The organism is Acinetobacter sp. BWR-L5, from assembly GCF_039655985.1.
In the GTDB taxonomy this organism is placed as follows: Bacteria; Pseudomonadota; Gammaproteobacteria; order Pseudomonadales; family Moraxellaceae; genus Acinetobacter; species Acinetobacter johnsonii.
This window is the reverse complement of record NZ_JAGFEV010000018.1, coordinates 1-15621: the sequence shown is the minus strand read 5'-3', so window position 1 is coordinate 15621 and position 15621 is coordinate 1. Positions and strand designations below refer to the sequence as shown.

Genomic DNA, 15621 nt, shown 5'->3' with positions numbered 1-15621 from the left:
TTATTAATGCACTGTTATAAGAAGACCAATTGGTTGTACGATAGATTTTAGGTGTGGGCTTATTCATTTGAGAATTATATTGTGGAATAAGCCTTTATAGATAGGTTTGTGCAACAAAGCCGTTACCAGTTTTGTTTTTCTTTGTGACCTAAGTGTAAAACATATTGACCTTAAAGTTAACTTTAATGTTATTGTCTTTTAAGTGATCAGAAATTCATATTTGCATATTCTGATTCAATATCAATAAAAATATGGAGATTCTAAAATGAGTTTTGTTACTACAAATGACGGCGTCCAAATTTTCTATAAAGATTGGGGGCCAAAAGATGCTCCAGTTATTTTCTTCCATCATGGTTGGCCACTGAGTGCCGACGATTGGGATGCACAAATGATGTTCTTCCTCGGTGAAGGTTTCCGTGTCATTGCAACGGATCGACGTGGACATGGTCGTTCGGAGCAGGTTTGGGATGGACATGATATGGATCATTACGCCGATGACACTGCTGCTGTGGTCAAGCATCTTGGTGTTCAAGGTGCTGTACACGTAGGACATTCAACAGGTGGTGGCGTTGTTGCACGTTATATCACGCGTCATCCTGAGGATCCTGTATCTAAAGGTGTTTTGATTTCGGCTGTGCCACCGCTCATGGTTAAAACAGATGATAATCCAAATGGCATCGACAAATCAGTCTTTGATGATTTTCAAAAGAATACTAAAGAAAACCGTGCACAGTTCTTCTATGACGTGCCAGCAGGACCATTCTATGGTTATAACCGAGATGGCGTAACACCATCTGAACCAGTGATCCAAAACTGGTGGAGACAGGGTATGATGGGTGGAGCAAAGGCACATTATGACAGTATCGTTGCCTTTTCGCAGACTGATTTCCGTGATGATTTGAAGAGTATTACCATTCCGATGATGGTGATGCACGGCTTAGATGATCAGGTCGTTCCGTTTGAGTTGTCAGGTCAAAAATCGGCTGATTTGCTACAAAACTGTGTACTAAAGACCTATGAAGGCTTCCCTCATGGCATGCCGACAACTGAAGCTGAAACCATTAACAGAGATTTATTAGCGTTTATTCGAAGCTAATAATCAGTGTCTAAATAAAATAATTAGAGCCCAACAGGATAGGCAAAATAAATTTTGGCTATCCTTTTTTATCGCATTTCCACTCAACGTTCTTTAAGCGATAAGAATTTTTAAGGAACTAGATAATGAATAATGATCAAAAAAAGTATCCCGTCACTCACCTCACAACTGATTTTGGTGCGCCTGTAGTTGATAACCAAAACAGTATGACCGCAGGTGCACGCGGCCCCCTCCTCGTTCAAGATCTATGGTTAAATGAAAAGCTTGCCAACTTTGTTCGAGAAGTGATTCCTGAGCGCCGTATGCATGCCAAAGGTTCTGGTGCATTTGGTACCTTTACGGTTACACATGATATTACCCAATATAGCTGCGCTAAAATTTTCAGTGAAATTGGTAAACAAACCCCTATGTTTGCACGCTTTACCACAGTTGCAGGTGAACGTGGTGCTGCCGATGCTGAACGAGATATTCGTGGTTTTGCCCTTAAGTTTTATACCGAAGAAGGCAACTGGGATATGGTCGGAAATAATACTCCTGTCTTTTTCTTACGTGACCCGCGTAAATTCCCAGACCTGAATAAAGCAGTAAAACGCGACCCAAAAACAAACTTGCGTAGTGCAACTTATAACTGGGATTTTTGGACATTGCTTCCTGAAGCGCTGCATCAAGTGACGATTGTCATGTCAGATCGAGGTATTCCAAAAAGCTATCGTCATATGCATGGTTTTAGTAGCCATACCTATAGTTTTATTAATGCAAATCATGAACGGTTTTGGGTGAAGTTTCATTTCCGTACTCAACAAGGGATTGAAAATTTAACCAATAGTGAAGCTGCTCAAGTCATCGCCGATGATCGTGAAAGCAATCAACGTGATTTGTATGAAGCGATTGAACGTCAAGATTTTCCAAAGTGGAAAATGTACGTGCAAATCATGCCTGAAACGGATGCAGAAAAAGTACCGTATCATCCTTTTGATTTAACCAAAGTGTGGCCACATGGCGATTATCCACTGATTGAAGTGGGTGAATTTGAACTGAATAAAAACCCTGAAAACTTCTTCTTAGATGTTGAACAATCTGCTTTTGCACCAAGCAATCTCGTGCCTGGCATCAGTGTTTCACCTGACCGCATGTTACAAGCACGTTTGTTTAACTATGCAGATGCGCAACGTTATCGTTTAGGCGCAAATTATCAACAAATTCCAGTCAATGCTGCGCGTTGCCCTGTACATTCAAATCACCGTGATGGTCAAGGCCGCAGTGATGATAATTATGGTGGCTTGCCACACTATGAGCCGAACAGTTTTGGTCAATGGCATGAACAACCGCAGTACAAAGAGCCTCCTTTGAAAATTACAGGTGATGCAGATTTTTGGGATTACCGTGAGGATGATTCTGACTACTTCAGTCAGCCACGTGCTTTGTTTAATTTAATGAATGATTCACAAAAACAAGCACTGTTCAACAATACCGCGGCCGCAATGGGTGATGCTTTAGATTTTATTAAGTACCGTCATATCCGTAATTGTTATGCATGTGATCCTGCTTATGGTGAAGGTGTCGCTAAGGCTTTAGGCATGACTGTTGCTGATGCACAAGCTGCTCGTGAAACGGATCCAGCACTTGGACAACCTAGTTTATTGTAATTTAAATCATTTTTGATATCTGATACTCCTGTCTCAGATATCAAAACCATAATATTTGCGATTAAGCAAATGAATTTTAAAGCGTTAAATTACCTAAATTTTCCGCACCATTATATAAAAACCTATTTTTTTATGACGAGTAAAACAATGCGAAACTTTTTTCTTTATTTAACTCCTCTTCTTTTACCAAGCATCGTTTATGCATCAGACCCATTAGCAGGCTCAACATGGAAAACGATCGATGATAAAACCAATCAGCCTGCAGCAATTGTCAAATTTACTGAAATAAAGGATGGACAATTCACGGCGAGTATTCAGAAATCACTCTTACCAAATGAAGAAAAAAGATGTACAAGCTGTCAAGGCAAATATCACAATCAATCTCTAGTAGGTTTAGTCATCGTTAAAGACCTTAAAAAACTAAAACTGAATGAATATGGAGAAGGCAAAATTCTCGATCCTCAAAATGGGAAAACATATAGTTTTAGTGCAAAAATATCACCAGACGGGAAAAAATTAAACGGGCGAGGTTATATTGGTATTTCTGCTCTTGGACGCAATCAAACATGGTATAGAGTAAACTAGCTACTCATTTAAAATTCATATTTCAAAGAATGTAAGTGATGAATTTAAATATTTATGACTTACATCTTGAAATTCAGTCGCTTAATCGTAGTATGAAAGTGTAATTCATCTAATCAATTATGAAATTTAACACAAAATATTAATAGCCACTTTTCTATTCAATGCGAATCCATGTTTGGTTTCGACCAATTAATGCAGTACCCAAATATCCTCTCAAAATAAGACGTTTACCGCCACCAATTAGCTTGATTTTTCCTTTATATGTCTTTCCAGAAATAGGGTCAAAAACTTTTCCATTAATATATTCATCTGGATTTTTAGGGTTAGGTGAGAAATGGCTAATCACTTGCATTCCAGTCAAAGGCTTATCTTTAAACTCACCTTTGCATTCTTTACATATTCCAGTAGTGGGTTTACCTGGTGTAGGGCGAATTATTAAAATTTTTCCACTATAGATATTATTTTCATTTCTCATAATCAATACATCTGCACGAGAGAAACCAGATTTATCATCAACAGTTTTCCACTTACCTGAAATATCCTGTGCGAAAATACTTTGAATTGATATAAAAAGTACTATTCCTAAACCATATTTTATAAATTTCATTATTTAAGGTCATCCTATCATTTTTATTTATCATCTAATGTCAGGAATCTAGCTTTACATTGCCTAACATTGATTTGGTTTGACTATAAATCTAAAGTTCACTTTAATGTCAATAGAAAAATGATAACTAACACTCAAGAATAAAGACAGAATATGTAACTAGTAACATGTAATTTCAGCGTATGGATATCCTCACTCAAACATACCTATTCAATGTGCCGTAATGACTTAACATTAGAACAACTGAAGGGTAAGAATTTATTGTTCTTGTAAAAAAAATGATACATTTCAGAAAAGATCCCCCTTTATTTCCCACATAAGGAAGAAAGTACTTGACCTTTAACCCAACTTCAATCTTATTATCATTAATTGATAAGCTATTCATGAACTGAATATTAAGCTTAAGCAGTTTTTATGTATCACCCTATATTTAGCAAATGTTAAGCTGTAAAGGATAAGTAAAGATGAACATTAGTGAATTATCTAAACGTAGCGGTTTAAGCACACCGACAATTCGTTATTATGAACAGATTAAGCTTCTCCCTAAAGCAAAGCGGAAATCAAATGGTTATAGAGAATATAGTGACAATGATCTCAAGCAGCTTTTACTCATTCAACAAGCCCAACAAGTTGGATTTTCACTAGCTGATATTAAAGCATTTCTGCCTTCGAATGTGATGGGGTGGAATCATGATGAATTGATTAGAACGCTCAAAGACAAAATCATTGAGATAGAAAATATGGAAAAAAAATTGGCATTGAGTAAGCAAAATCTGCTCATGATGATTACTTCTATCAATAGCAGACCTGATGATATCAGCTGTGAAGAAAATGCAGACCGCTTATTTAACCTTTATTTTTCTGAAACGAGTAAATAATGTTAAGTGATAGAATCTATGTACATAGATCTATTTTCTTACTTAATCATATCAAATTACAGTTGATTGAATGAACAGTTTTTTATGTTTTAATCAAAATTCTGGATATTAAATAAATTCTCTATTTTTAAGTTTTTAATATCCAGCCATTTCTTTTTAAATATATAAACAAGATTCCATAGGTATATATGTATTCTAGGATCAAGCTATTTATTTTTCATTTTTCCGCATAGATCATCACTCACAATACTAAAAAATATTTCTTATAATTATTATTCGCGAACCACTTGACATTAAACCTCACTTCAACCTTAGGATGGGCTTTGTATAGAGGAGAAAATCTATGTTCAATACACTCAATTTAAGTCGATCGATTTCAGTATTATCCGCAAGTTTATTATTAAGCTTATCTGCACATGCTACTGAATCAAATATTAGCCAAGCCAATACACCAATGAATACAGCCAAACAAACCACTGTTGTTGAATTTGGCCCATACAAAGTAGATGTACCAAAAGGTGGATATTACGATCGTTTTCGAATGAATCCGAATTTAGATGAAGTTGCTAAAGATCCTGCTGCGGGTAACATTGATTATTTCCGCAGCATTCCTAAAAAATTAGTTGAAACTCGTGTTGGTCAAGTTTGGTCACCTAATTTCTATTATCGTACCAGCAATGTACAACTTTTGATGTTAGCCCCTATTTCCAAGTTAAAAGCTAAACTTCCTGCTCAACTGGAGCCATTGCAACCTTTTCCAGGTTATGGATTAGTTTCATTAACATTCTTCTCTTATACCGTAAATGATGTAGATCCGTATGATGAGGTGTCTGTTGCCGTTGTGGTGCGTCAACCAGGTGCTCACCATTTCAATACAACCGAATTACTAAGCTCTATGCGTAATCATAAATATTATGGACACGTGCTTGCGCTGCCTATAGATACAGAAATTGCACGAGTTCGTGGTGTTTATGGCTATCAACTACCAAAATGGTTGACTCCGATCGATATGACTATTGGTGACAAAGAAGTACATGCGCAAATTTTTAATACAAATGGTACATCTGATCTGAGTTTGACTGCACCCTTACCTAAAATCAAAAATGTGAAACCTCAATCACGTATTGAGACTAAAACCATGTATCAACTTGTAGATGGTCAATGGCATAGTACCTCTGTTGAATCCAATACTCTTGCCTTTGGACAGAAGTTATTTCCTAAGAATGTCCAACTTGTAAAAAGTGGTGGCCCACTGAGCAAATTGCTTGATGAATTAGGGGCAAATAAAGTCTTACGCTTTGATGTGGTCAAAGATGCACAGTTAGCGTTGAATATGCCGATTCCATATCCTGCTTTAGATAAAATCAAGAAGTAATGAAATAAAAATGAGCTTCTCTTCTTATTAATAGAGGAGAAGCTTTAAGCATAATTCATTATGAGAAAAGAATTATGCTTAATCACCAACAATATCCAGATAATATAAAATTGTTTTATATTCAAATCCTTAGAATAAGATTTCTTGAACTTTAATTTATTATTTTAAACGAATTTTTGAAGATGAGCTTTGTGTTAATGTACCAAAATCCATATCCAATAAAGGTATAGCTGCATCGGGTAAACCAAATGCCTCTTTATAAGCTAATTTTGCTTCAGCCGTTAAATACAGATGAGTCAGCTTTTCATAGCTTTTAAACCCGATTGGAAATCGATACTTAAATGTTAAAGGGGTTTCAATACTAAAAGTAAAAATCGGCAATTGTAGTAGTTTTTTATCTGTATCATAGGTCGCATCTGCTAATACATTTTTGTGAGTATAATCTATTGAAAAATTTGAAAGTGTTAAGCTTTTCAGATTTCCATCTTCTCCAGTACGAGAATACACCATTACTGTACCTTTTGCCCGCCCAAGTATTATTTTCATTTTTGGACCGATCACGATGCTTGTAACAGGATAATTAAATTTACTCGAATTTCCGCCAATGCCTGGCTCATCAATCGAAAAGGCTGTGCCTTTAGCTTCTGCCTTAATTCCCAACTTTTCCCAAAAATCACGTTTTAATGTTTCTGGAAATGTATGTATAGAGTCTGATGTCGTAATTCCCATTGGTATTGCTAATCCAGCATGCACATTAATAGGAAGTAAAAGCATTAAAGTCGTTAGCCTTAGAATCAAAACAATTAATTTCACACACACTCCACAAAAAACATATAAAAATCAATAAAATTCCATATAGCGATATTTAAAATATGAATAAAAAATTCATAGAGTACAGATATGAAGTTCTTAACCCTACCTCACAGCTGTCCTGTATACATAAGAAAAGGAATGTAAATAAATTTCCTAAGTCAGATTAAGTTATAGTGAACTGTCCAGAACCTGGGATTTTGGTGACTAGATCTGAACCCATTAAGTTCGCGGGTGTGAATGCTCCTCCTTGAACGTTATGTTCTAATAAATATTGAACCAAAATTAAGGAGCCATTTATGGTGAGACTATAAGTATTATCTGTCTTAATACGAACCGTTTTAGTATTTCCCTTCGCATTTCTCGCTTCGCCCCAAACATAAGTTGGCAACTTTGCTCTAACCTGTTCATCAGGTCCAACTACTGATTTTGAAATACGGGACTTTATTGCATTTTGCACAAATTGAAGTTTTAAGAATGGACGTATTAAGTTTAACATTTTCGCACCAAAAATCATTTTCGGCGGCGCTGGAACAAAAACCTCAATATTCGGAATACCAGTGGTATAAAATGCTGTCGAGACATCTCCCCATGGAATGCTCATAGCACTTTTTTCACCATCGCCAAAATCAATATGACGAACATGATGTGCTAAGGCAACCTTAGTAATTTTACCATCTTTGCGAATTTTCCCACCTTCCGCCATTCCTTCAGTACTCGTTTTTGCTGTACCCGGAGAAAAGCCAGACTTTGAATCAAAACCTAAAGCAAGATATGTTGCATCAGGCAATACTTCTTTTAGTTTAGCAGCAACACAATCGGTTGGAATCACATCAAAGCCAACACCAGGGCATATAACAATATTAGCTTGTTGTGCTTGATAATTTAAAGATTGCGCGAATTCAAACACTGCTATTTCCCCCGTTATATCTAAGTAATGCGCACCTGCTTTTAAACAAGCTTGCATCATTGGCTTAGATGTTGAGGAAAATGGCCCTGCACAATGCATCACGAGTTGTGAACCTTTCAGTTGCTCACTGATTTGTGAAATATCTTCCAAATCAAAAGCACGAAACTCTAGCCCAAGCTCTTGAGCAAGTGTTTCAACTTTTGCTGAATTACGTCCTGCAAGTATTGGTTTTAGCCCTTGGCGAACTGCCTCACGGGCGATCAGCTCACCCGTGTAGCCATTTGCACCATAAATCATCCAGTTCGAATTACGAATATTGCTCATACAAACCTCTTCTTAAGATGCAAATGAATAATCACGCATACGATTTTTATATTGGCGAGTACGGCGTGCCATCGCAGCTTGCTGTAAAATCAAAGCCCATAAAGGTGAAACTTTTGGATTTGGTATTTTTCCAAGGCTCAATTTACGTAACTGGTATTTCACCGTCGCCATATTCGCCAGTGAAGCTAAAGTTTTATTTTCCCAAGTAATAGGTTTCAACTCTGGTGTAATATTCTGCCCTTGCTTCCATTGATTAGGTAAGCTCGGATCAAGAGCCAAAGCTGTTGCGATACCGACCATATCGACACCACTTTCCACAACTTGTTCTGCAACTTGTTGACGACGAATTCCACCAGTCACCATGACTGGCATTTTGGCAACTTTACGAATTTCTTGTGCAAATTCTAAGAAATAAGCTTCACGTGCTAATGTACGCCCATCTCTAGCTTGTCCTTGCATCGCTGGTGCTTCATAACTTCCGCCTGAAAGCTCAACCAAATCAACTGGATAATCATTGAGCATTTTCACAACTTGTTGTGCATCTTCCGCACTAAAACCACCACGTTGGAAATCTGCTGAATTGAGCTTGACTGCAACAGCAAACTGAGGTGAAACAACTGCTCGAACAGCTTTCACAATCTCGATTAAAATACGTGCACGATTTTCTAATGAACCGCCCCATTGATCTTGACGCTTATTACTCAATGGTGAAAGAAACTGGCTCAGTAAATAACCATGTGCAGCGTGAATTTCTACACCTGTAAAGCCAGCTTTTTCACCTAAACGAGCAGTATTGGCAAAGCGTTGAATGACTTCATCAATCATTTCTTGGGTCATTTCAATAGGTCTATTAAAACGATCAGACATTTTGCCTAAATCCAAAGCAACTGCTGATGGTGCCCATGTCTGTTGACCTAAATTTGACTGCATTTGACGACCGGGATGATTGATTTGCAACCAGAACTGTGCGCCCTTAGCACGACCGATTTGTGCCCAGCGTTTGAAAATATCTAAATACTTTTCATCTTCCAGTACTACACCGCCCGGGCCTGTCATTGCGCGACGATCAACCATCACATTCCCTGTGATAATGAGGCCCGCTCCGCCGTCAGCCCAAGCCTGATACAAACGCATTAATGCCTCAGATGGTGCCTGATTCAGATCAGCCATGTTTTCTTCCATCGCCGCTTTTGCAATGCGGTTTAGAATACTTGTGCCATTTGGAAGTGTTAACGGATTAAATATACGCATGATCATCACACCTATTTGGTTTATGAGATCACTATAAGATTAAAGCCAACTTTAATGTCAATACATTATTTAATATTTATTTATAAAAATAAATTAGCAATAAAATTCAACAACCTAAATCAACAGGTTGTGACTAACTTTCTTATTTTAATGAATATCAAAAGTTATGACATGAATGCTTCCTTCTTTATGAGTAGCTCTACAACTTTTCTTCTTTTTTAAATTATTCACTTGACATTAAAGTTAACTTTAAACATATAGTGATCTTACAGACGGACAAAGACCCTACTTTGAAGGCACCTTTGGTCACTCAGTCAATCCATACAAAGGTTAACTCACATGAATACAAATAAGCAGTTTACTGAAGTTAAATTTGGACAACAAATAGTCAAAGTCCCACAAGGTGGTTACTATGATCGTTTTCGCATGAATCCTAATTTGGATGAGGTGGCTCAAGACCCTGCTGCTGGAAATATTGATTTTTTCCGTAAGATTCCTAAAAAACTGGTTGAATCAAGAGTAGGTCCTGTTTGGGCACCTAATTTTTATTATCGTACTGCGAATGTACAAGTTTTAATGTTAGCGCCGATTCAACAGCTCAGAAAAAAACTTCCCGCACCATTGGAAGTCTTAGAGCCATTCCCTGGTTATGGATTAGTTGCGTTGACGTTTTTTACATATTCTGTATGTGATAATGACCCCTATAATGAAGCATCCGTTGCAATTGTTGTACGTAAACCCAATGCACATGGCCCACATGTCTTAGAGTTGATGAATGCTATTCGAAAACGCCACTTCTATGCGCATGTATTAGCACTACCAGTAGATACTGAAATCGCAAGAGTACGTGGTGTCTATGGCTATCAATTGCCAAAATGGTTAACTGAAATCAATGTGGATATTAACTCAACTGAAGTAAAAGCCAATCTTACAGATACGACAGGAAAAGTGGATTTAAGTTTAGTTGCACCCACGCCTACTTTGATGCAGGTTCCATCTGAATCACGGATCAACAAAGCAACTATGCTGCACATGGTGGATGATGTATGGCATCAAACTTTAGTTGAATCAAACACACTCTCATTTGCTCAGAAACTTTTGCCAAGAAAAGTAAAACTCGTTCGTCATGGTGGTCCATTAAGTCAATTACTAGATGAACTTGGCGCATCCACCATTCTTCGTTTAGATGTTGTTAAGGATGCACAGGTTGTACTTAATCTACCTCGCCCTTTAAAGACCAAATGATCTGAACGGGTTTAAACCACCAAACAAACAGATCCTTGTTAATCCATACGTCGTTTCCAGAATACGATAGAATCATGAGGTTAAAGATGAACACTTTTCTTAATGTGACCAATGCCGTAGATGCTTCTGAAATATTGGAACGTCAACGTAATGCTTTTCTAAACACAGAACCACCTACACTCACACAGCGAAAAAAACAACTTGCAAAACTCCGGGCAGCTGTCCTTGAGTATCGTGAGGAATTACAAATAGCGGTAAGTGAAGACTTTGGACATCGCTCATATCACGAAACAGATGTAATGGAACTGGTTGGGATTGTTCAATCTATAGATTATTTATCACGAAATTTACGCCGTTTTATGAAACCTGAGCGTCGCCACGTCAGCTTGTTTTATCAGTCAGGAAAAGCACATGTTGAATATCAACCTAAAGGTGTCATTGGCGTAATGGCACCGTGGAATTACCCAATTTCACTGACACTTATTCCTTTAGCAACAGCATTGGCATCAGGTAATCGTGCCATGCTCAAACCTTCTGAGCTTACACCACGCACCAGTGCGGTCATTCACCGAATGCTTGCAAGTATATTCACAATCGATGAAGTAGCTGTGGTCTTAGGTGGTCCTGAAGTAGGTGCAGAATTTAGCGCTTTATCTTTTGATCACTTAATCTTTACAGGTAGCACACCTGTTGGTCGTAAAGTGATGAAAGCTGCAAGTGACAATCTCGTTCCACTCACACTTGAATTGGGGGGTAAAAGCCCTGTCATCATTGCAAGAGGCCATGTAAATCAAAGGACAATGACCAGTATTGCTTATGGGAAATTATCCAATAGTGGACAAACTTGTGTAGCACCTGATTATGCCCTCGTCCATGAAGATGATTTAGCAGAATTTATTCAACAATATGATGCGACCGTTACTCGTTTTTATCCAAAAGGTCCTGACAGTGAAGATTACACATCGATTGTGAATGAAAGACATTACAGCCGTTTGCAAGGTTTGCTGGATCATGCTCGTGAAAATGGTGCACAAGTCCTTGAAATGGGTGTCAAACCTGAATCTGCAAAAGATCGTTTACGCACACTCACCCCGACATTAGTGATTGGTGCAAAAGATGATGATGCAGTTATGCGTGAAGAAATCTTTGGTCCTATTTTACCAGTACGGACTTATCGTGACATAGATGAAGTGATTGATTATATAAATGAACGTGACCGTCCACTTGCCTTGTATTATTTTGGTGAGAAAGATGCAGAATGTAAAAAATTGCTTCGACGTACAACATCTGGGAATGTTGGTATTAACAATACCATCATTCATGTTGCACAAGACGATTTACCTTTTGGTGGTGTCGGTCCAAGTGGTATGGGGGCTTATCATGGCATTGAAGGATTCCGTTCAATGAGTCATGCAAAAGGTATTTTTGATCAAGGTCGTTGGAATTTTCCTAGTTTATTAAGTGCGCCTTTTGGAAAATTTATGGAATTAGCTCTAACCATAACCTTAGGTAAAAAGAAGTCAAAATCTTAAATCATGCTTTTATTCCATGCAGAGTAAAGAAATAGATCTAAACTCTGCTTTATTTAGTAAAAACATCGAATAAGGAAACAACGCTATGAAATGTATTACTTTTAATGGTGCTGGTGGTCCTGAAGTCATTACTGTAAGTGAAAGACCAATACCTGAATTAACAGATGACGGTATTCTCATTGAAGTCGTAGCAGCAGGCATTAATGGGCCAGATGTCATGCAACGCCAAGGTCTGTATGCCCCACCTCCAGGCGTGACTGATATACCAGGTTTAGAGGTATCCGGTGTAGTCAAGCAAGTAGGTAAGTTAGTGACCAAATTTAAAGCTGGCGATGAAGTTTGCGCCTTGGTTCAAGGTGGTGGTTATGCTGAATATGTAGTTGCTCATCAAGACAATGTGCTCTTTATTCCAGATGGGCTTACTTTAATTGAAGGTGGTATTTTATTAGAAACCTTTATGACAGTTTGGTCTCATCTGTTTCAACATGCCAAATTCCGTCCGAATAGTTCAATTCTGATTCATGGCGGTACTTCAGGCATTGGGACAACAGCCACCATGCTGACTCGTGCATTTGGCGCCACTCAGATTTTTACGACTGTTTCCAGTGCAGCACAGCAACAAGCGAGTCTGAATATTGGTGCTGATGTTGCGATCAATTACAATGAGCAAGATTTCGTTGAAGAAGTTAAAAAACATACCAATGGTAAAGGTGTTGATTTTGTTCTAGATATTATCGCAGGTGATTATATCCAAAGAAATTATGATGTCGCTGCAATGAATGGCACCATTTTGCAAATCGGTGTACTAAAAGGGCTCGCACAAAACGTGAATATCTTTCCAATGCTGGCAAAACGTCTTACGCATACAGGTGCAACTTTACGCTCACAATCTGCCACGGCTAAAGCAGAAGTTATGGCAGCACTTCAGGAAAAGGTTTGGCCTTTAATTTCTAAAGGAGAGTTAAAACCATTGTTGTATAAATCATTTGACTTTGAAGAAGCTCGTCAAGCACATGAGTTTCTCACTAAAGGACAGCATGTGGGTAAATTGGCACTGATTTTTAAAAAGTAATCTAATTTAAGTATAATTTTTCGCTTTAATTGATATAAAAAAATTGCGTATAAACAAAAAAGCTAGATACAAAGTATCTAGCTTTTTAATAAGTGATGTTTCTATTATTTAATTGTACTTAAACGTTTCACGACTTCTTCACCAACCTCTCTTGGTGATTGCGGGTTTTGACCTGTAATAATGCGATCATCAACAATCACGTAAGATGTAAACGGAAACAAACCTTGTCTATAGTCTGCACCTTTAGATTTCAAATTATCTTCTAGGAAAAAAGGGACTTGTTTTTTCATACCAGATAAAGATTCTTCAATATTCGAAAAACCTGTAATTTTACGATTTGCAATTAATGGTTGACCTTGTTCATCTTTCAATGCAAGTAATCCCGCAACACCATGACATACGGCTGAAACAACTCCACCTTGACGATAAATTTGTTCACTCAGCATAGTTAACTCTGGGTTATTTGGAAAATCCCACATCACACCATGGCCACCTGTAAAATAAATCGCTTTATAATTAGATGCCTTTACATCACTAGGTTTCATCGTATGATTTAGTCGTGACATAAATGCTTTATCTGCCAAATGTGCACGTGCTTCTTTATCCATATAAATCCATTTTTGGCTGCGTTCATCGAGAGGAACGACTCCGCCTTTTGGACTAATGAAATCCATTTCATAACCAGCTTGGCGCGCAACATCATAAAAATGAGTTAGCTCAGTTACCCAAAGTCCTGTTGTATCCTCTCGTGATGGGTATTTCGCATGGTTTGTCATTACTACTAAAATCTTACCTTTAATCGGTGTAGCTGATAGATTGCTATTATTTTCAGTAGATGCATAAGCAAAAGGCATGCTGAATAATGATGCAATGAGAACCAATAAACTTTGTATTACGCGATGGTTCATCGCTTGAGGTATAGCCATGATCGTTCTTCTCTGTATTCATCCATGATCAACTATAAGCTTAAAGTTTAGTTTAAGGTCAAGTGATATTTTTATTAGCGCTATATTCTTTAGTACTGCTTTTACTTTCTACTGTACTTATCTATAAATTACATCCAATGATTTGTAATTTATATGTTTTATCTTAGTATTAAACCCTACTTTTGATAAGTTAATTGAAAAGGGCTTTGTTGCATAAAGCCTTTGACGGCAGAGTTTTCCTAAGTTGCTAAAATTTAGGTTACAACTTGGGTGTGAGGTCGGCCTAATTCTGTAAATTTATTTAATACAGCTACGCGTGCATGGATCTCATTCACTTGGCTGTCAAAATTCCTAGCACTGAGTTTATCCCCCAACAATTTAATGCAATGCATCTTAGTCTCAACCAAACTTCGCCGATGATAGCCTGACCATTTTTTCCATAGTGTCCTGCCTAAACGTTTAACTGTTCGAAGTAATTCATTTCGCTCTAGCGAACTGATCTTTGTATCTTTCCAAGGTTTCGCATTTTTTCTTGGCGGAATCACCGCATGCGCTTGCCGATCTGCAATAATCTGACGGCAATGCTTAGTGTCATAAGCTCCATCGGTATAAACAGAGTCAATCTGTTCATCTTGTGGAATCTGATCAAGTAAATCACCAAGTACCTGTGAATCACTTACATTATTGGTTGTAAGCTGAACTGCTCGTATTTGCAGGGTTTTGGCATCTATACCAATATGAAGTTTACGCCATTGGCGACGATATTCGGGCTGATGTTTCTTACGTTTCCATTCACCTTCACCCAAAAACTTTAAGCCAGTAGAGTCTACGAGTAGATGAAGCCCATCACTGTTTTTCTGATAACTAATTGCAATATCAATATGCTTTTGTCTTCTGCAAAGGGTGGAATAGTCCGGAGCTATCCAATTTCGACCTCATAGTCTAATGAGGCTTTGCACAAAACCTGTGACCATGCGTAAAGAGAGTCTGAATAAAGATTTGATCATTAAACAGCATTGAATCGCTATGTCGGAGTAGGTTTTACTTCGACCTTGTTTGCCTTGTGGTTCTGCATACCATTGTGTTTTTGGATCGAACCAAATGGCAATATTCCCACGATTAATGAGAGCTCGGTTATATGCGCGCCAATTGGTTGTGCGGTAGATTTTGTGTGTAGGCTTCTTCATTTGGAAATTATATTGCCGAAAAAGCCCTTAAGAACAGCTTTGTGCAACAAAGCCTATTGATATTGCAATTAACTATCAAAAAAGCAGTAATGGTCTCCAGCTACTCGTCGATTCTACTGGCTTAAAGTTTCTAGGCGAAGGTGAATGGAAACGTAAGAAACACCAACCTGAATATCG

At 37.8% G+C, this 15621-nt stretch carries 13 protein-coding genes and 2 pseudogenes; 9 read left to right on the top strand and 6 right to left on the bottom strand.

The features are described from left to right. The first annotated feature begins 265 nt into the window (after positions 1-265). The 3 genes from JZ787_RS17845 to JZ787_RS17835 all read left to right on the top strand — a co-directional run bounded on the left by JZ787_RS17845 (position 266) and on the right by JZ787_RS17835 (position 3327). Positions 266-1096 carry an alpha/beta hydrolase gene (locus JZ787_RS17845; protein ID WP_346313023.1) on the top strand — a complete coding sequence of 277 codons (831 nt, stop codon included), beginning with the start codon at positions 266-268 and terminating at the stop codon, positions 1094-1096. A 125-nt stretch (positions 1097-1221) separates the two neighbouring features. Next, on the top strand, positions 1222-2742 hold the full coding sequence (locus JZ787_RS17840; RefSeq protein WP_346313022.1) for a catalase: 1521 nt from the start codon (positions 1222-1224) through the stop codon (positions 2740-2742). Between the two features lie 147 nt (positions 2743-2889). Further along, positions 2890-3327, top strand: a complete 438-nt coding sequence (locus tag JZ787_RS17835; RefSeq protein WP_148335351.1) for a DUF2147 domain-containing protein — start codon at positions 2890-2892, stop codon at positions 3325-3327. 154 nt (positions 3328-3481) lie between these two features. On the opposite strand, the gene JZ787_RS17830 is transcribed toward JZ787_RS17835, so the two are convergent. Continuing rightward, complete coding sequence (locus tag JZ787_RS17830; protein ID WP_346313021.1) at positions 3482-3934, bottom strand: DUF2147 domain-containing protein; 453 nt, start codon at positions 3932-3934, stop codon at positions 3482-3484. 464 nt (positions 3935-4398) lie between these two features. On the opposite strand from JZ787_RS17830, the gene JZ787_RS17825 reads away from it, so the two are divergent. Both JZ787_RS17825 and JZ787_RS17820 read left to right on the top strand, forming a co-directional pair. Beyond that, positions 4399-4812 carry a MerR family transcriptional regulator gene (locus JZ787_RS17825; protein ID WP_346313020.1) on the top strand — a complete coding sequence of 138 codons (414 nt, stop codon included), beginning with the start codon at positions 4399-4401 and terminating at the stop codon, positions 4810-4812. Between the two features lie 343 nt (positions 4813-5155). Further along, on the top strand, positions 5156-6187 hold the full coding sequence (locus JZ787_RS17820) for an acetoacetate decarboxylase (RefSeq protein WP_346313019.1): 1032 nt from the start codon (positions 5156-5158) through the stop codon (positions 6185-6187). Positions 6188-6346: 159 nt separating this feature from the next. Here the strand turns inward: JZ787_RS17820 and JZ787_RS17815 are convergent, their stop codons facing one another. The 3 genes from JZ787_RS17815 to JZ787_RS17805 form a co-directional block, all read right to left on the bottom strand. Continuing rightward, positions 6347-7000, bottom strand: coding sequence for a hypothetical protein (locus tag JZ787_RS17815; RefSeq protein ID WP_346313018.1), 654 nt, complete (start codon positions 6998-7000; stop codon positions 6347-6349). A gap of 163 nt (positions 7001-7163) precedes the next feature. Continuing rightward, positions 7164-8231 carry a saccharopine dehydrogenase NADP-binding domain-containing protein gene (locus JZ787_RS17810; RefSeq protein ID WP_346313017.1) on the bottom strand — a complete coding sequence of 356 codons (1068 nt, stop codon included), beginning with the start codon at positions 8229-8231 and terminating at the stop codon, positions 7164-7166. A 12-nt stretch (positions 8232-8243) separates the two neighbouring features. Then, entirely contained in the window at positions 8244-9482 is a 1239-nt protein-coding gene (locus JZ787_RS17805) for an NADH:flavin oxidoreductase/NADH oxidase family protein (protein ID WP_346313016.1), read from the bottom strand. 339 nt (positions 9483-9821) lie between these two features. Between JZ787_RS17805 and JZ787_RS17800 the strand changes: the two genes are divergently transcribed. The 3 genes from JZ787_RS17800 (at position 9822) to JZ787_RS17790 (ending at position 13331) form a co-directional block, all read left to right on the top strand. Next, on the top strand, positions 9822-10727 hold the full coding sequence (locus JZ787_RS17800) for an acetoacetate decarboxylase family protein (protein ID WP_346313015.1): 906 nt from the start codon (positions 9822-9824) through the stop codon (positions 10725-10727). Positions 10728-10813: 86 nt separating this feature from the next. Then, complete coding sequence (locus JZ787_RS17795; RefSeq protein ID WP_346313014.1) at positions 10814-12259, top strand: coniferyl aldehyde dehydrogenase; 1446 nt, start codon at positions 10814-10816, stop codon at positions 12257-12259. A gap of 85 nt (positions 12260-12344) precedes the next feature. Continuing rightward, positions 12345-13331 carry an NAD(P)H-quinone oxidoreductase gene (locus JZ787_RS17790; protein ID WP_346313013.1) on the top strand — a complete coding sequence of 329 codons (987 nt, stop codon included), beginning with the start codon at positions 12345-12347 and terminating at the stop codon, positions 13329-13331. A gap of 104 nt (positions 13332-13435) precedes the next feature. Here the strand turns inward: JZ787_RS17790 and JZ787_RS17785 are convergent, their stop codons facing one another. Next, a complete protein-coding gene (locus JZ787_RS17785; RefSeq protein WP_346313024.1) occupies positions 13436-14185 on the bottom strand; it encodes a type 1 glutamine amidotransferase domain-containing protein in 750 nt (249 codons plus the stop codon). A 326-nt stretch (positions 14186-14511) separates the two neighbouring features. Next, a pseudogene (locus JZ787_RS17780) lies at positions 14512-15444 on the bottom strand (IS5 family transposase). A 49-nt stretch (positions 15445-15493) separates the two neighbouring features. On the opposite strand from JZ787_RS17780, the pseudogene JZ787_RS17775 reads away from it, so the two are divergent. Then, a pseudogene (locus tag JZ787_RS17775) lies at positions 15494-15621 on the top strand (IS5/IS1182 family transposase); the annotation flags it as partial.

Coding starts and splice junctions, on each gene's coding strand:
- JZ787_RS17845 (WP_346313023.1), top strand. CDS start 266: ATGAGTTTTGTTACTACAAATGACGGCGTCCAAATTTTCTATAAAGAT.
- JZ787_RS17840 (WP_346313022.1), top strand. CDS start 1,222: ATGAATAATGATCAAAAAAAGTATCCCGTCACTCACCTCACAACTGAT.
- JZ787_RS17835 (WP_148335351.1), top strand. CDS start 2,890: ATGCGAAACTTTTTTCTTTATTTAACTCCTCTTCTTTTACCAAGCATC.
- JZ787_RS17830 (WP_346313021.1), bottom strand. CDS start 3,934: ATGAAATTTATAAAATATGGTTTAGGAATAGTACTTTTTATATCAATT.
- JZ787_RS17825 (WP_346313020.1), top strand. CDS start 4,399: ATGAACATTAGTGAATTATCTAAACGTAGCGGTTTAAGCACACCGACA.
- JZ787_RS17820 (WP_346313019.1), top strand. CDS start 5,156: ATGTTCAATACACTCAATTTAAGTCGATCGATTTCAGTATTATCCGCA.
- JZ787_RS17810 (WP_346313017.1), bottom strand. CDS start 8,231: ATGAGCAATATTCGTAATTCGAACTGGATGATTTATGGTGCAAATGGC.
- JZ787_RS17805 (WP_346313016.1), bottom strand. CDS start 9,482: ATGCGTATATTTAATCCGTTAACACTTCCAAATGGCACAAGTATTCTA.
- JZ787_RS17800 (WP_346313015.1), top strand. CDS start 9,822: ATGAATACAAATAAGCAGTTTACTGAAGTTAAATTTGGACAACAAATA.
- JZ787_RS17795 (WP_346313014.1), top strand. CDS start 10,814: ATGAACACTTTTCTTAATGTGACCAATGCCGTAGATGCTTCTGAAATA.
- JZ787_RS17790 (WP_346313013.1), top strand. CDS start 12,345: ATGAAATGTATTACTTTTAATGGTGCTGGTGGTCCTGAAGTCATTACT.
- JZ787_RS17785 (WP_346313024.1), bottom strand. CDS start 14,185: ATGCCTTTTGCTTATGCATCTACTGAAAATAATAGCAATCTATCAGCT.